The 15,502-nt window shown below is 42.3% G+C and carries 14 protein-coding genes; 8 read left to right on the top strand and 6 right to left on the bottom strand.

What is annotated here, in order from left to right:
- Window positions 1-535: 535 nt before the first annotated feature.
- From cpdA to ACHB7C_RS18065, 7 genes are all read left to right on the top strand, one after another.
- Entirely contained in the window at window positions 536-1,375 is an 840-nt protein-coding gene (cpdA, locus tag ACHB7C_RS18095; RefSeq protein ID WP_210831327.1) for a 3',5'-cyclic-AMP phosphodiesterase, read from the top strand.
- A 7-nt stretch (window positions 1,376-1,382) separates the two neighbouring features.
- A complete protein-coding gene (yqiA, locus tag ACHB7C_RS18090; RefSeq protein WP_042846025.1) occupies window positions 1,383-1,964 on the top strand; it encodes an esterase YqiA in 582 nt (193 codons plus the stop codon).
- Between the two features lie 88 nt (window positions 1,965-2,052).
- Window positions 2,053-3,948 (top strand): DNA topoisomerase IV subunit B, encoded by a 1,896-nt coding sequence (gene parE / locus ACHB7C_RS18085; RefSeq protein ID WP_042846024.1) that lies wholly within the window; start codon window positions 2,053-2,055, stop codon window positions 3,946-3,948.
- Window positions 3,949-3,987: 39 nt separating this feature from the next.
- Window positions 3,988-6,243: a DNA topoisomerase IV subunit A gene (parC, locus tag ACHB7C_RS18080; protein ID WP_105880881.1), complete on the top strand. Its 2,256-nt coding sequence runs from the start codon at window positions 3,988-3,990 to the stop codon at window positions 6,241-6,243.
- 113 nt (window positions 6,244-6,356) lie between these two features.
- Window positions 6,357-7,094 carry a 1-acylglycerol-3-phosphate O-acyltransferase gene (locus ACHB7C_RS18075; RefSeq protein WP_210831332.1) on the top strand — a complete coding sequence of 246 codons (738 nt, stop codon included), beginning with the start codon at window positions 6,357-6,359 and terminating at the stop codon, window positions 7,092-7,094.
- Between the two features lie 355 nt (window positions 7,095-7,449).
- A complete protein-coding gene (gene ftsP / locus ACHB7C_RS18070; protein WP_042846021.1) occupies window positions 7,450-8,856 on the top strand; it encodes a cell division protein FtsP in 1,407 nt (468 codons plus the stop codon).
- A 134-nt stretch (window positions 8,857-8,990) separates the two neighbouring features.
- Window positions 8,991-9,434 (top strand): GNAT family N-acetyltransferase, encoded by a 444-nt coding sequence (locus tag ACHB7C_RS18065; RefSeq protein WP_166686097.1) that lies wholly within the window; start codon window positions 8,991-8,993, stop codon window positions 9,432-9,434.
- 253 nt (window positions 9,435-9,687) lie between these two features.
- Here ACHB7C_RS18065 and ACHB7C_RS18060 read toward each other — a convergent pair whose 3' ends face one another.
- A complete protein-coding gene (locus ACHB7C_RS18060; protein ID WP_042846017.1) occupies window positions 9,688-10,302 on the bottom strand; it encodes a LysE family translocator in 615 nt (204 codons plus the stop codon).
- A 248-nt stretch (window positions 10,303-10,550) separates the two neighbouring features.
- On the opposite strand from ACHB7C_RS18060, the gene folA reads away from it, so the two are divergent.
- Window positions 10,551-11,045, top strand: coding sequence for a type 3 dihydrofolate reductase (folA, locus tag ACHB7C_RS18055; RefSeq protein ID WP_042846016.1), 495 nt, complete (start codon window positions 10,551-10,553; stop codon window positions 11,043-11,045).
- A 58-nt stretch (window positions 11,046-11,103) separates the two neighbouring features.
- On the opposite strand, the gene apaH is transcribed toward folA, so the two are convergent.
- From apaH to surA, 5 genes are read right to left on the bottom strand one after another with little or no spacing between them, the layout of a single operon-like run.
- A complete protein-coding gene (apaH, locus tag ACHB7C_RS18050; protein ID WP_042846014.1) occupies window positions 11,104-11,931 on the bottom strand; it encodes a bis(5'-nucleosyl)-tetraphosphatase (symmetrical) ApaH in 828 nt (275 codons plus the stop codon).
- A 2-nt stretch (window positions 11,932-11,933) separates the two neighbouring features.
- Window positions 11,934-12,311, bottom strand: coding sequence for a Co2+/Mg2+ efflux protein ApaG (apaG, locus tag ACHB7C_RS18045; RefSeq protein WP_042846012.1), 378 nt, complete (start codon window positions 12,309-12,311; stop codon window positions 11,934-11,936).
- A gap of 18 nt (window positions 12,312-12,329) precedes the next feature.
- Entirely contained in the window at window positions 12,330-13,139 is an 810-nt protein-coding gene (gene rsmA / locus ACHB7C_RS18040; RefSeq protein WP_166686096.1) for a 16S rRNA (adenine(1518)-N(6)/adenine(1519)-N(6))-dimethyltransferase RsmA, read from the bottom strand.
- Window positions 13,136-14,131: a 4-hydroxythreonine-4-phosphate dehydrogenase PdxA gene (pdxA, locus tag ACHB7C_RS18035; protein WP_166686099.1), complete on the bottom strand. Its 996-nt coding sequence runs from the start codon at window positions 14,129-14,131 to the stop codon at window positions 13,136-13,138. Before pdxA ends, rsmA begins: the two co-directional genes overlap by 4 nt.
- Window positions 14,112-15,494 (bottom strand): peptidylprolyl isomerase SurA, encoded by a 1,383-nt coding sequence (gene surA, locus ACHB7C_RS18030; RefSeq protein ID WP_071548576.1) that lies wholly within the window; start codon window positions 15,492-15,494, stop codon window positions 14,112-14,114. The genes pdxA and surA overlap by 20 nt, the downstream gene beginning before the upstream one ends.
- Between the last annotated feature and the right edge of the window lie 8 nt (window positions 15,495-15,502).

The following is a 15,502-nucleotide window of genomic DNA, read 5'->3' as shown; positions in this document are numbered from 1 at the left end:
CTTGCCGCCTTCTTGCAACTCGAATTATTTAGAGTAATTCGAGTAAGTTAAAAATTATGCTTTAAGGTGATTGCAGCGAGGCAAGGCGCACTAAAGCAAGGAGTACAACAAGCTGCAAGTGTGTTGGCCGCGCTTCGCCACCCAAGTCACATACTGGTGTATGCTCCTTGGGATAGCTCAGCTTGCCGCCTTCTTGCAACTCGAATTATTTAGAGTAATTCGAGTAAGTTAAAAATTATGCTTTAAGGTGATTGCAGCGAGGCAAGGCGCACTAAAGCAAGGAGTACAACAAGCTGCAAGTGTGTTGGTCGCGCTTCGCTACCCAAGTCACATACTGGTGTATGCTCCTTGGGATAGCTCAGCTTGCCGCCCGAATTATTTAAAGTAATACAGCGCTAAGTTGGCGCGTTGGCAAATTACCCTTTAGAATAATTACGGTGTATTTTACAGCAAGCGGCAGTGTGTTGAGTTTGTGTATAGTTGTAATGAATATAATTAATTAGGCATAAATAATATTTACGGATAAGGAATACTTTTGGACAGCCAGCTTGAAGTGACTGCAAAGAACTCGAAGATCGTGAGAATTTTACAAGTTACGGATACGCATCTTTTTGCTAACACTGAGAACACCCTTTTAGGTGTAAATACTTATGATAGCTATCAAGCAGTGCTTAGCGCTATTGCAAAAGAAAATCTCCCAATTGATTTGATTGTTGCGACAGGGGATCTGGTTCAAGACCAATCGCCACAAGCTTATCAACATTTTGCAGATGGTATTGAGCGTATTCCTGCGCCTTGTGTTTGGCTTCCTGGAAACCATGATTATCCGCCAGCCATGGTTGAAACCCTCAGGGTGGCTGGTATCTCAAGCGCTAAACAAATTTTAATTGGCGATGAATGGCAAATTCTAATGTTAGATAGCCAATTGCAAGACGTCCCCCATGGTGAACTTTCTGAGCAACAATTAGAATGGATGAAGCAGAGCTTAGATGCGCAACCTGACCGTACAACGTTAGTAATGCTACACCATCATCCATTGCCTTCGGGCTGTACATGGCTAGATCAACACAGCTTAAGAAATTCGCACATATTAGCGGATTACCTAAAAAGCTATCCAAATGTTAAAACCATGCTGTGTGGGCATATTCATCAAGAAATGGATGTGCTTTGGCATGGAATACGTTTGTTAGCCACGCCTTCAACTTGCGTGCAATTCAAACCACATTGTACTAACTTTGCGCTAGATACCGTAGCACCCGGTTGGCGCTATTTGGAACTCAGTGTGGATGAACAAGGGCATAGGCATATCAAAACGAGTGTGCATCGTTTAGAGACGAGAGAATTCAGCCCTGATTTAGACTCCGACGGTTATTAATCACCTTATGTCTACTTTACTTTATATTCACGGTTTTAATAGCTCACCTTTATCAGCTAAAGCAAATAGCTTAAAGAAATGGGTTGATGCAAACTACCCACATATCAATATGGTTGTGCCGCAATTACCGAATTTTCCTCGGCAAGCTCAAGCCATGTTAGAAGATATTGTCTTACAACATAAACAGGGGAAGATTGGCCTAGTAGGTTCCTCCCTTGGAGGGTATTTTTCTCTTTGGCTCAGTGAGCGTTATCAACTTCCTGCAGTGGTGGTCAACCCTGCTGTAAGACCCTTTGACTTACTACAAGACTATTTAGGGGAGAATACAAACCCCTATACTTACGAAAAATATGTGTTGGAAAACAAACATATTCATGAGCTAAAATCCTTATACATTGAAAAGTTAACATCTCCTCATCTTATTTGGTTACTACAGCAAATGGGGGATGAGGTACTTGATTATCGTGAAGCTGTTACCTATCTTTCTAAGTGTAAACAGACTGTAGAACCTGACGGTAATCATGCATTTGTTGGTTTTGAAGCATACTTTCCTCAAATTGTTCATTTTTTACAATTGGCAGAGAAATAGTGTCAAAACACATGAACACTGTTATTATCAACAGTAACTCACTGATTGAATAGTTCAATTAGCCACCTATTTACCGCAGAATGACAACATGACTCAATCTAGTTATAACGCAGAGGCCATTGAAGTCCTCAGTGGTTTGGAGCCTGTTCGCCGTCGTCCGGGGATGTATACTGATACCAGCCGACCGAACCATTTGGCTCAAGAAGTAATTGATAATAGTGTCGACGAAGCCCTTGCTGGGCATGCGGGGCACATCGAAGTTATTTTACATGCCGATCAATCCCTTGAGGTGATCGATGATGGGCGTGGTATGCCTGTTGATATCCACCCTGAAATGAAAGTGCCAGCCGTAGAGTTAATTTTAGGGCAGCTGCACGCGGGGGGGAAATTCTCCAATAAAAGTTACCAGTTTTCCGGGGGCCTACACGGGGTAGGTATTTCCGTAGTCAATGCGTTATCAAAACGTATTGAAGTTACAGTGCGTCGCGATAGCCAAGTGTATCAAATTGCCTTTGAAAACGGCGATAAAGTAGAAGATTTGCATGTAATCGGTACCTGTGGCAAGCGTAACACAGGGACTAGCGTGCATTTTTGGCCAGATGAAAGCTATTTTGATAGCCCAAAATTTTCAGTTTCGCGTTTAACTCATAATTTAAAAGCCAAAGCCGTTTTATGTCCTGGCGTGAAAATCACGTTTAAGGACAAGCTCAATAATACAGAGCAAAGCTGGTGTTACAGTGATGGGTTAACTGATTACTTAATGGAATCCATAGACGGGCTAGAAGCATTACCCGCAAAACCTTTCACTGGGGAGTTCTCAGGGGAAACTGAAGGTGCTCAGTGGGCGCTGTTATGGTTACCTGAAGGCGGTGAATTGTTAACTGAAAGCTATGTAAACCTTATTCCAACCGCGCAAGGTGGAACCCACGTTAATGGTTTACGCCAAGGGTTATTGGACGCGATGCGTGAATTTTGTGAATTCCGCAATATTTTACCTCGTGGTGTTAAGCTTTCGGCGGATGATATCTGGGAACGCTGTACGTATGTACTTTCCGTAAAAATGCAAGACCCTCAATTTGCAGGGCAAACGAAAGAACGCCTTTCATCGCGTCAATGTTCTGCATTTGTTTCCGGTGTTGTTAAAGATGCCTTTAGCCTGTGGTTAAACCAAAATGTGCAAGTGGCTGAGCAACTGGCGGAAATGGCAATATCGAGCGCACAACGCCGGATGCGTGCGGCGAAAAAAGTAGTGCGTAAGAAGCTAACCAGTGGCCCTGCATTGCCGGGTAAACTGGCAGATTGCAGCTCGCAAGACCTTAGCATGACAGAACTCTTCCTTGTCGAAGGGGATTCGGCGGGTGGGTCAGCAAAACAAGCCCGCGACCGTGAATACCAAGCTATCATGCCATTACGTGGTAAAATCCTAAACACATGGGAAGTGTCTTCTGACGAAGTTTTAGCTTCCCAAGAGGTACATGATATCTCCGTGGCAATTGGTATTGACCCTGATAGCGAAGACCTCAGCCAACTACGTTACGGTAAAATTTGTATTCTTGCGGATGCGGATTCCGATGGTTTACATATCGCAACGTTATTGTGTGCTTTATTTGTGCGCCATTTCCCGACTTTAGTCAAAGCGGGGCATGTATATATGGCAATGCCGCCGTTGTACCGTATCGATTTAGGCAAAGAAACTTTCTATGCCCTTGATGAAAGCGAAAAAAATGCGGTGCTAGAGCGTCTTAGCCGTAAGCGTGGTAAACCGAATGTTCAACGGTTTAAAGGGTTGGGTGAAATGAACCCACCACAATTACGCGAAACCACATTAGATCCAAATACTCGTCGCCTTGTTCAGTTAACCATCGATGATGAAAACTACCAAGAAACGCTTGCCGTTATGGATATGCTTCTAGCGAAGAAACGCTCTGAAGACCGCCGTAATTGGTTACAAGAAAAAGGCGATATGGCTGAAATTGATGTCTAACATCCGAATTGCGATGAGAAAGCGTAAGGAATTAATTAAATGAGTGAAATTACTCATGATGGTGTGGAGCGCCTACCGCTTCATGCCTTTACTGAAAATGCCTATCTAAACTATTCGATGTACGTCATCATGGATAGGGCATTACCTTTTATTGGCGATGGGCTTAAACCTGTTCAGCGCCGCATTGTGTATGCCATGTCAGAACTTGGTTTGAGCAACACAGCAAAATATAAGAAATCAGCAAGAACTGTCGGTGACGTACTAGGTAAATACCATCCACATGGTGACAGTGCGTGTTATGAAGCGATGGTATTAATGGCTCAACCGTTTTCTTACCGTTACCCACTAGTGGACGGGCAAGGGAACTGGGGGGCACCGGATGACCCTAAATCGTTTGCAGCAATGCGTTATACCGAATCGCGCTTATCAAAGTATGCGGAAGTTTTGCTGAGCGAGTTAGCTCATGGCACGGTTGATTGGGTACCTAACTTTGATGGTACGTTAAACGAACCTAAAATGTTACCGGCGCGTCTGCCAAATATTTTATTAAATGGCACAACGGGCATTGCAGTTGGGATGGCGACAGACATTCCGCCTCATAACGCCCGAGAAGTGGCAAATGCGCTAGTGGCATTGTTGGAGAAACCAACACTGGGTCTTGACGATATCATGGCGTTCGTTCCTGGTCCTGATTACCCGACCGAAGCTGAAATTATTTCTTCACAAAGTGATATCCGTAAAATTTACCAAAACGGCCGTGGTTCTGTTCGTATGCGTGCTGTGTGGGAAAAAGAAGACGGCAATGCAGTGATAACAGCGTTGCCTCATCAAGTTTCTGGCGCGAAAGTATTAGAGCAAATTGCTAGCCAAATGCGCGCGAAAAAGCTACCCATGGTTGAAGATTTACGTGATGAATCTGACCACGAAAACCCAACTCGTTTGGTTATTGTTCCGCGTAGTAATCGTGTTGATATTGACCAAGTGATGACGCATTTATTTGCGACTACCGACTTAGAAAGAAGTTATCGTGTTAACCTGAATATGATTGGCTTAGACAATCGTCCTTCAGTTAAAGGGTTAGTTGAAATTTTAACTGAGTGGATTACTTATCGTCGCCAAACAGTTCGTAATCGATTAAATCACCGTTTAGACAAAGTGTTAAGGCGTTTACATATTTTAGATGGTTTATTAATCGCTTACCTTAACATTGATGAAGTTATTGAAATTATTCGTACAGAGGACGAGCCAAAGGCTGTCCTAATGTCTCGCTTTAATATTACGGATACACAAGCAGAAGCTATTTTAGAGTTAAAACTACGTCATTTAGCGAAGCTTGAAGAAATGAAGATCCGTGGTGAGCAAGATGAATTAGCAAAAGAACGTGATGAGTTACAAGGTATCTTAGGGTCAGAGCGTAAATTAAATACCTTAATTAAAAAAGAAATTCAGGCTGATGCTAAAGCTTATGGCGATGATCGCCGCTCACCATTACATGAGCGTGAAGAAGCTAAGGCCATGAGTGAGCATGAAATTCTCCCTTCAGAGCCTATTACCGTTGTGCTTTCTGATATGGGCTGGGTACGTAGTGCTAAGGGCCATGATATAGAGCCGACGAACCTCAATTACAAAGCTGGCGATGGTTTTAAAGGCGCAGCTCGAGGCAAATCGAACCAAGCCGCAGTATTCCTTGATTCAACAGGGCGTAGTTATTCTGTTGACCCGCTTGAACTACCATCAGCGCGTAGTCAAGGCGAGCCATTAACAGGAAAACTGTCATTGCCACCAGGTGCAACCATTGAACATGTGTTAATGGCACCTGAAGAGCAAAAATATTTGATGGCGTCTGATGCTGGTTACGGCTTTATTTGTACTTTCAATGACCTAGTAACCAAAAACAAAGCAGGTAAGGCTTTAATTTCGTTACCAGATAACGCAAAAGTGTTAGCCCCCATTGAGCTACATAATGAACAAGAAGATTTGCTGTTGGCAATAACCAAAGCAGGGCGTATGTTAATATTCCCTGTTTCAGATTTACCACAGCTGTCGAAAGGTAAAGGGAATAAAATTATCAACATAGCTGGCGCTCAAGCTGCAAGTGGTGATGATTTGTTGACTTGGCTTATGATTTTACCTACAGGTGCATCAATGACTTTGCATTTTGGTAAGCGAAAATTGAAATTTAAAGCTGAAGATCTGCAAAAATATCGTTCAGAGCGCGGCCGCAAAGGGACCTCCTTGCCGCGAGGAATGCACAATATTGAACGTATTGATATTGAGCCTTTAGGTGCTGAATAATTAGTTAAGTAATAAATTCCTATTTATTCACTGCTCAGTCAGATTTGATTGGTGAATAAGTGGGTGATATTAATAGATTGGGGCTGTATGGCCCCGTTGAATTTGGGGTTAGTATGTTAGCGCTGATTAGAGCGATTATAGTTATTATCTACACGCTTGCTGTTTGTATCGGGGGCGGTATTTACTGTCTATTTAGCCCACGCAATCCAAAACATGTGATGACGTTTGGCCATATGTTTGGTCGGTTATCTGTAGTTTTTGGGATTAACGTGATCAACCGTGTCCCTGAAAAAGCCAAAGGCTATGGCCCAAGCATTTATATTGGTAATCATCAAAACAATTACGATATGGTGACCATGTCAAATGGTGTGCAGCCAAGAACGGTAACAGTGGGCAAAAAAAGTTTAGTTTATATTCCATTTTTCGGTTTTTTATATTGGATCACTGGCAATATTCTAATTGACCGCGCTAATCGTTCTAAAGCACATAATACGATTACTCAAGTGGCGGATCAGATAAAAAAACGTAAAATTTCAGTGTGGATGTTTCCAGAAGGGACGCGCAGCCGTGGGCGCGGTCTATTGCCTTTTAAAACGGGGGCATTTCATGCTGCTATCGCTGCTGGGGTACCTATCGTGCCAGTCTGTGTTTCTAGTACGCAAGGCAAGATTAAACTAAACCGTTGGAATAACGGCAATGTGATCATTGAGATGCTAGACCCTATCGATACGTCAGTGTATAGCCGTGAACAGGTTCGCGAACTGTCAGAACTCTGCCATTCCTTAATGGAAGCTAAAATAAAAGAGTTAGATTTAGAAGTCGCTGAAATGGCGAAGCAATCCCAAAAATAGTGCGTTATTAAGCCTAATATTCAATAATGCGGTCAGTAAAAATTATTGCCCGCATTATTATCCAAAACCGAGTTTGCTCATCAAACTTGAATCGCATTTCGTATAATTTTTTCCTTTTTAATTAATTAACCCTACTACTTGTAAAGCTATTAATTATATTTTTATATATTAGAAGATATTTTTAGAATTTCCCCTTTTTTCGCGATATCATGGCTGACATAATATTACGGTACTATATTGTTGTATCTAAGTAGTTATTTTACTAGCGCCAATCCAAAATTAGCCGCGTTATTGGCTGAGAGTTTCTAATATTAAATAATAAAATGCGCTGGAATTTTTGTTTAGCGGAGAATTTATGTCATTCAATCGATGCCAAACCCTTGTAGCGGCAGGGTTGGCTCTATGTATGTCCTATGTGCCAATGAATGTAAGCGCAGAGGGGGCGATAGCTTTACCTGTGCCACCGTTATTAGAATCTCGGTCTGGTCAGCCACTCTTTTTGACATTACAAAAAATCCATTGGTCTTTTGATGGGAAATACTCAGCCGATATTTGGGGAATCAATGGTTCTTCACCAGGACCAACGGTAAGAGTCAAAAATGGTGATGATTTAAAGCTAATTTATAGCAATAGATTACCTGAAGCTGTTTCAATGACCATCAGTGGGTTACAAATCCCGGGGACTCAGATCGGTGGGGCTGCAAGGCTGATTTCACCAAATGCAGATTGGTCCCCCGTGATCCCTATTCGTCAAAATGCAGCGACACTTTGGTATCATGCAAATACCCAAGGAAAAATGGGTGAACAAGTCCACAATGGGTTATTAGGCATGTGGATCATAGAAGATGATGTGACTAAAAATTTGCGTTTGCCTAAGCACTATGGTGTCGATGATTTTCCTATTATTATTCAAGACAAGCGGCTAGATAACTTTGGTGTGCCTGAATATAAAGCGAGCGAAGACGGTTTTCTTGGCGATACCTTATTAGTTAATGGTGTTCAGGACCCGTATGTCGAAGTTTCTCGCGGATGGGTGCGTTTACGGTTGTTAAATGCATCGAATTCACGTCATTATGTAATGAAAATTAGTGATGGTCGCCCATTTTCGATGATCGCATCAGACCAAGGCTTACTCACTGTGCCTGTTAATGTTCAAGCATTACCACTCGCCCCAGGTGAAAGGCGAGAAGTGCTGATTGACATGGCGAAAACTCAAGAGTTGACCATCACAGCAGGCGAGTCTGCAACATTTATGGACCGAGTAAAAGGGTTATTTGAGCCGTCAAATAGCCTAATCTCTACTAATGTGTTGACGATTAAAGCCACAGGCTTAATGTCGTTAGTGACTGATGGCTTACCAACGCAATTAGCTGAAGACAAAACGCAAGTTACATCCAGTATAATGCAACGTGAAATCCACCTTAATGACGGCTTTGGTATTAATAATGCGGTTCTTGATACTAATAGAGTCGATATGACAAGCCGTCAAGGAAATTGGGAACGTTGGGTTATTACAACAAATGTTCCGCAAGCGTTTCATATTGAAGGTGTGAGGTTTAAAGTGCTGAACCGCAATGGTCAACCGACTCCGCCTGAAGATTATGGTTGGAAAGACACCGTATGGGTAGATGGTCGTACCGAGTTGTTAGTTCAAATGATGCAACCTTCGTATAACCATTTTCCATTCTTATTCTATAGCCAAAATTTGGAAAAAGCGGATTTAGGTTCAGCGGGTCAGTTGGTGGTTTCACCACAAGAGTAGTTAAATGAAATAGCAATGTTATCAATAAGAACTATTAAGGAGGTTATTATGCCAAACACAAGAGCTAGAGCGTTAAATTGTATAATAATCATTAGTTAGAGAGGTATTTGCTTCTCTAACACTAGGAGAAGTTAATGGTAACATTGGTTGTTTTAACCCCTGAAAATTGGGAAGAGTGCGCAGATTTACAGGTTTCACCAGCGCAATCCGCATTTATTGCGTCGAACCTTTATTCTATTGCTGAAGTGCAATTTCTAACGGGGTTTGTCGTGAAAGGGATATGCCATCGTGATGAGATGATTGGGATGTTAATGTATGGTATTGACCACGATGATGGTAATTACTGGATTTATCGTTTTATGATTGATGAAAAACATCAAGGTAAGGGCTATGCAAAGCAGGCAATGGCTTTGTTGATAGCGGATATTCAGCAGGAAAATACAGCGAATATTCCCTTTTTGATGGTTGGTTATCATTCAGAAAATAATACTGCGCACTATTTTTATCAAAGCACAGGGTTTGTTTCCCAAGGCTTAGCAGATTGGGGGGAGAATTTAGCTCAATATTGCTTAGTTTAAAAATCAGCGAGCCGCATGGAAATTGCGGCTCTTTTTTATCTTGAACTATCAAAGAATAATTTATTCGGTAACACAAAGTTATGCCGTTTTAATAGTACGAAGGGTCTCCCACTCTATTAAATAGAGTGGAAGTCATCAGAAATTGAATTTGTGTTCCTTTGAAAAAGGAAAGGAATTTATAAGCTATCGTTAATCAATAAACAGTATAGACAGATAAATTAGGCTATTGTTTTTTGCATTTTATCTTAATGAACTAACTAAGCGCTACGCGGACTCCAAAAGCAATTAAAATAACCCCCAGCACTTTATCAACATATTTTTGCACTTTCGCTAACCCTTTTCTAACTGGGGCACTTTGAATTAAAAAGACTAAAATTGGCCAATAAATAACGGCGAGCCCCCAAATAATAAAAGCAAACCATAGTTTTTCGCCAACAGTTGAATTGATGTCCAATACTTGAGTAAACACAGCAAGGAAGAAAAGGGTTGCTTTCGGGTTCAGGACATTACAGAGAAAGCCTTGCATAAAGGCTTTTTTGAACGAGACAATCTCATGTTTACGAGTATTTAAATCAACTAAATGACTTGAATGTGGCAGTAGGCTTTTAATACCAATCCAAATTAAGTACGCTGCACCTGCATACTTTAAAATGTTAAATAACCAAGGGGTGGTGGTAATGAGCACTGCAAGGCCTGCGACACAGTAAGTCATATGTAATGCAATTGCAGCAATAACACCAAAGGCTGTCATGAGAGCCGCTGAACGTTGGTATCGTGCGGCATTTTTAACAATTAAAAAGAAGTCAGGACCTGGCGATAGCATCCCTAGGGTTGCTATGGTGGCAATCATAATACTAGTTTCGTACATGGGATATTCTCTTTTCTATAGCCCCTTACTAACCCAATTTTTAGAATTTGCAATACCTTGCTAAATACCCGTAAATTGAGGCAGGATGAGGTATCTCTTTTGTTTTTAAATGTTATTTTTAGTCCTAAATTTATCAATTCGAGTATAAGTGATTCAAACCTGTTTAAGGAAGCTTAAATTTAGTCGACGAAGCAATTCTCTTTCCGTATAGTGTGCTCAATTTTTATATTAGTTTCTAAGGTGAGTAGATGAATATTAGCTTAATCGCAGCAATGGCGATCGATCAGGTTATCGGCATGGAAAAAGCGATGCCTTGGAATTTGCCCGGTGATCTTGCGTGGTTCAAACGAAATACGTTAAATAGGCCCGTTATTATGGGGCGTGTCACCTATGAATCAATCGGGCGTCCATTACCACAACGCGTCAACATCGTATTAACTAGCCAGCCAGGGGCAGACTCTAACGTTGTTTGGGTGACCTCTATGGAAGAAGCGCTAGCTGCTGCACAAGCGGTAGAGAATGTTGAGGAAATCATGGTGATTGGTGGCGGTAAGGTTTACCAGCAGTTTTTACCTCTAGCGAATAAATTATACCTGACTCATGTTGATGCAGAAGTCATTGGGGATACTCATTTCCCAGTTTATGAGCCAGATGAATGGGATTCGATTTTTACCGAATATCACGAAGCGGATGAAAACAATACGCACGGCTATTGTTTTGAGATACTAACCAAAAGAGTTTAAATTTTCATTTCACAAAAATGGCGCTTAATGCGCCATTTTGTTTTTAATAGAGCCAAAACTATTCTTTACGGCTTTTTTGGTGTGATTTTTGGCGATAAAATTGTTTTGTTTCCCAGTGGTATAAGGTTAGGTCACCACCCCAGCAACAGCCAGTATCTAAAGCATAAACGTTATCTGGTGTGCATTTACCTTCAAGGGATGCCCAATGGCCAAAGAACACCGAATAATCCTCAGGAATTTGACTTGGTAAATCAAACCAAGGTTTTAATGGTGCGGGCGCTTTTTTAGGGTTTTCTTTGCAAATCATATCAAGCTGCCCATTCGGGAAGCAGTAGCGTAAACGTGTGAGAGCATTGGTACTAAAACGTAAGCGTGCTAACCCCATTAAACTACTCGACCAATTATTTGGCATATCGCCATACATTGAATCGATAAATAGCGGGTAAGCATCACTGGAAAGGACGGCTTCGACTTCCCTAGCGCACATCCGTGCGGTTTCAATATCCCACTGTGGCGTTATACCTGCATGCGTCATCACTATTTTTCTTTCTTCATCAATTTGCAATAAAGGTTGACGACGTAGCCAATTGATTAGTTCGTCTAGATCAGGGGCATGCAATAATTCATCAAGGTGATCTTTAGGTTTATTACGACTGATTTTACAGTAGATCCCGAGAAGATGGAGATCATGGTTACCGAGAACCAAACGCACCGCGGGACCTAAACTTTTAACATAACGTAAAACTTGCAGTGACCCAGAACCTCGGGCAACCAAGTCACCAGTAAGCCATAATGTGTCTTGGTTTGGATCAAAATTGACCCTGTCCATTAGTTCACGAAGTTCACGATAGCAACCGTGGATATCACCTACTAAATATGTCGACATAATTAATTAATCAATGTTGGAATTGCAAGACGAAAAGCGGGGATATCAACGTGAAAATGGTCCCCTTGAGTGCTTAGCATCACGTAATAACCTTCCATCGTTCCCATTGGTGTTTCAAGAATTGCACCACTGGTGTAACGATATTCTTTTCCAGGAGGAATGACGGGTTGTTCACCCACCACGCCTTCACCTTGAACTTCAGTTTTATGGCCATCACTGTTAGTAATGAGCCAATAGCGGCTCATTAATTGGATGGGTTCTCGCCCTAAATTGCGAATACAGATGGTATAAGCGAACACATACCTTGCAATATCGGGTTGAGATTGGCTTTCGATGTAGACACTCTGAACTTGGATGCTTACATTTGGTTCATTAAGCATAGTGCCTCCTTCAACAGACTATTCTGACCGGGTAGAAAGATAGTTTGCCATTTTGCAATATTGTTCAACAGAAATATTTTCTGCACGGGTACCTAAGTCAACACCCAAATTGGTTAACTCTTCAACACTAAATAAATCCCCTAAGCTATTGCGGATCGTTTTACGGCGTTGGTTAAAAGCTTGGGTAGTAATACGACTTAAGAATTTAATATCTTTTACTGGATAAGGGTTTTCACGATGAGGGATTAACCTCACAATCGCAGAATCTACTTTTGGTGCTGGAGTAAATGCTGTTGGCGGCACTTCGAGTACTGGAACCACATGGCAATAATATTGCGCCATGACACTTAAACGACCATAAGCCTTACTCCCAGGGCCTGCTACCAGCCGATTAACCACTTCTTTTTGCAGCATGAAATTCATATCTGCAATCGAGTTAGTAAAGGTAAATAGGTGGAACATCAATGGGGTAGAAATATTGTAGGGTAAGTTACCAAATACCCGCAGGGGTTGACCTGCTTGTTTTGCTAGCTCGCCGAAATCCACAGTCATCGCATCTTGCTGAATGATAGTGAGTTTATCTTTTAGTTGCGGATGGACGTGTAACCGTGCCGCGAGGTCACGGTCGAGTTCAACGACGGTCATTTTGTCGATTCGGCTACCAACCGGTTCTGTTAAGGCACCTAAGCCAGGGCCAATTTCGACAATGGATTGGCCCGGTTTCGGGTTCATTGCATCTACGATGCTGTCAATAATAAACTGGTCAGTTAAAAAGTTCTGCCCGAAACGTTTGCGGGCAAAGTGCCCCTGATGGACTCGATTATTCATGTATTTTTAGATGTCATTTGGATAGCTAACTTTAATGCGGTGATAAAACTCCCCGCATCAGCATGACCCGTCCCCGCGAGTTCAAGCGCAGTGCCATGATCGACAGAGGTACGGATAAAAGGCAGACCGAGGGTAATATTCACCGCTCTGCCGAAACCTTGGTATTTTAACACAGGAAGACCCTGATCATGATACATTGCTAAAACTGCATCTGCGTGATCTAAATACTTAGGTTGGAAAAGGGTATCCGCGGGTAATGGCCCAACGAGATGAACCCCCTCTACACGTAAGCTTTCAAGTGCGGGTTCGATGGTGTCAATTTCTTCGGTACCCATATGGCCACCTTCACCTGCATGTGGGTTTAAGCCACAAACATAGATTGTAGGTTTTTCAATACCGAATTTTGTTTGTAAATCATGATGTAAGATGGTGATCACTTCACGTAGACTTTGTTGCGTGATGGCACCTGAAACATCTTTAAGTGGTAGGTGTGTGGTGGCTAAGGCAACACGAAGCTCTTCGGTTGCTAGCATCATAACGACCCGCTCACAACCACTACGTTCTGCAAAAAACTCGGTGTGACCACTAAAGGGAACACCGGCATCATTAATAATGCCCTTATGCACTGGCCCCGTTACAATCGCTGAAAATTCACCCTTTAAACAGCCATCACAGGCTTGTGCTAATGTGTTAACCACATAGCTACCATTGGCCACATTGAGTACGCCTGCTTTCGCCGGGGTATTTAAGTCAACGGGTATAATGGATAGATGACCTGGAGTATGGGCTTTTACTGCCTTACTTGATTCATATTCGGTCAGAGTGAGTGGTAAGTTTAACGTTTTAGCGCGTTCAAGAAGTAAGTTTGGATCAGCGCATGCAACTAACTCAACAGGCCATGCCTGCTGAGCGAGTTGGATTAGCAAATCTGGACCAACCCCGGCAGGTTCACCGGGGGTGATAACAATAGGCTTAATTAGATTTTTCATCATTAGATTGGTTGTCACGACCATCGATGACTTTTACGTAAGCAGAAGCCCGCTGCTCTTGCATCCAGCTTTGCGCTTCTTCATTAAATTTACGGTTAAACAGTAGGCGGTACGCTTGGTCTTTTTGTGCCGCATCTGTTTTATCTACCTTACGTGTATCTTCTAATTGAATTAAGTGCCAGCCAAAACTTGAAGGAACAGGTTGGCTTAATTCACCTTTGTTTAATTTCATCAGAGCATCACGGAATGCTGGGTCATAGATATCCGGCATGTTCCAACCCAATTCACCGCCTTTTAAGGCGCTACCTGGGTCTTCTGAATTCTCTTTTGCCGCATCTTCAAATGTGATTGCGCCAGAACGGATATCTTGGGCTATTTTCACTAGTTTCTGTCTAGCTTGAGTATCATCCATAATTGGAGATGATTTAATCAAAATATGGCGTGCTTTTACTTCTGTTACAGAAATCGGTTGGCTACCACCACTGACATCATTTACGCGCAAAATATGGAAACCAACACCAGAGCGAATTGGGCCGACAATATTGCCTTTTTTCGCATTTTTTAATTGTTCAGCAAAGACAACTGGCAATTCTTGTAAACGTGACCAACCCATATTGCCGCCTTTCAGCGCTTGCGGGTCTGCTGAGTAGGCAATCGCTAATTTACCAAAATCCCCACCTTTTTTCAGTTCAGTTAAGATTTTGTCTACTAACGCTTCCGCTGTTTTTAACTGTTCTTGAGTTGGGTTCTCGGATAATGGGATTAAGATATGGCTGAGATTAACCCCCATTTCGTAGTTTGCTTGTGAGCTCATTTGTTCAGCAAGAGAATCAACTTCTTGCGGTAAAATTGTCACACGGCGGCGTACTTCATTATTACGCACTTCAGCGATCAGCATCTCTTTACGAATTTCACTGCGATATTGAGCCATATTGATGCCATCAGCAGTTAAACGCTTTTGCATTTGCTCCAGAGTTAAACCGTTCTGGCGAGCAATATCAGCGATGGTCGCATTCACGGCTTCTTCTGGAATGTTTATCTGCATCTGGTTAGCCATCTGCAAGATGATGTTATCCATAACTAGACGCTCAAGGATCTGATGACGCAGGGTTTGATCATCAGGCACCTGTTGGCGTGCGTTCTGAGCGTTCACTTTTACCGTATTGATCATATTCTGGACGTCACTTTCCAGCACAACTCCGTTGTTGACGACCGCAGCCACTTTATCCATTTGCTGCGGCGCAGCCAAGGCAGCAGAGCTTGCGAACATCAGTCCCAGAATAAGCGTTCTCCAATTCTTCATAATGGTCCTATAATATTGACTTTGATTCCGCAAAATGCGGGCTAATACGTGTTTACTCGCCATACTTCGAG

The sequence above is a fragment of the Providencia sp. 2024EL-00732 genome (assembly GCF_044006275.1).
GTDB lineage: Bacteria > Pseudomonadota > Gammaproteobacteria > Enterobacterales > Enterobacteriaceae > Providencia > Providencia huashanensis.
Note: the sequence above shows the minus strand (reverse complement) of the source record. Positions and strands in the feature narration are given on the sequence as shown.

Bases quoted from the DNA above. Each gene is read 5' to 3' on its own strand.
- folA (WP_042846016.1), top strand. From the start codon at position 10,551: ATGAATATTAGCTTAATCGCAGCAATGGCGATCGATCAGGTTATCGGC.
- rsmA (WP_166686096.1), bottom strand. From the start codon at position 13,139: ATGAATAATCGAGTCCATCAGGGGCACTTTGCCCGCAAACGTTTCGGG.
- apaG (WP_042846012.1), bottom strand. From the start codon at position 12,311: ATGCTTAATGAACCAAATGTAAGCATCCAAGTTCAGAGTGTCTACATC.
- apaH (WP_042846014.1), bottom strand. From the start codon at position 11,931: ATGTCGACATATTTAGTAGGTGATATCCACGGTTGCTATCGTGAACTT.
- parC (WP_105880881.1), top strand. From the start codon at position 3,988: ATGAGTGAAATTACTCATGATGGTGTGGAGCGCCTACCGCTTCATGCC.
- pdxA (WP_166686099.1), bottom strand. From the start codon at position 14,131: ATGATGAAAAATCTAATTAAGCCTATTGTTATCACCCCCGGTGAACCT.
- yqiA (WP_042846025.1), top strand. From the start codon at position 1,383: ATGTCTACTTTACTTTATATTCACGGTTTTAATAGCTCACCTTTATCA.
- ftsP (WP_042846021.1), top strand. From the start codon at position 7,450: ATGTCATTCAATCGATGCCAAACCCTTGTAGCGGCAGGGTTGGCTCTA.
- ACHB7C_RS18075 (WP_210831332.1), top strand. From the start codon at position 6,357: ATGTTAGCGCTGATTAGAGCGATTATAGTTATTATCTACACGCTTGCT.
- ACHB7C_RS18065 (WP_166686097.1), top strand. From the start codon at position 8,991: ATGGTAACATTGGTTGTTTTAACCCCTGAAAATTGGGAAGAGTGCGCA.
- parE (WP_042846024.1), top strand. From the start codon at position 2,053: ATGACTCAATCTAGTTATAACGCAGAGGCCATTGAAGTCCTCAGTGGT.
- surA (WP_071548576.1), bottom strand. From the start codon at position 15,494: ATGGCGAGTAAACACGTATTAGCCCGCATTTTGCGGAATCAAAGTCAA.
- ACHB7C_RS18060 (WP_042846017.1), bottom strand. From the start codon at position 10,302: ATGTACGAAACTAGTATTATGATTGCCACCATAGCAACCCTAGGGATG.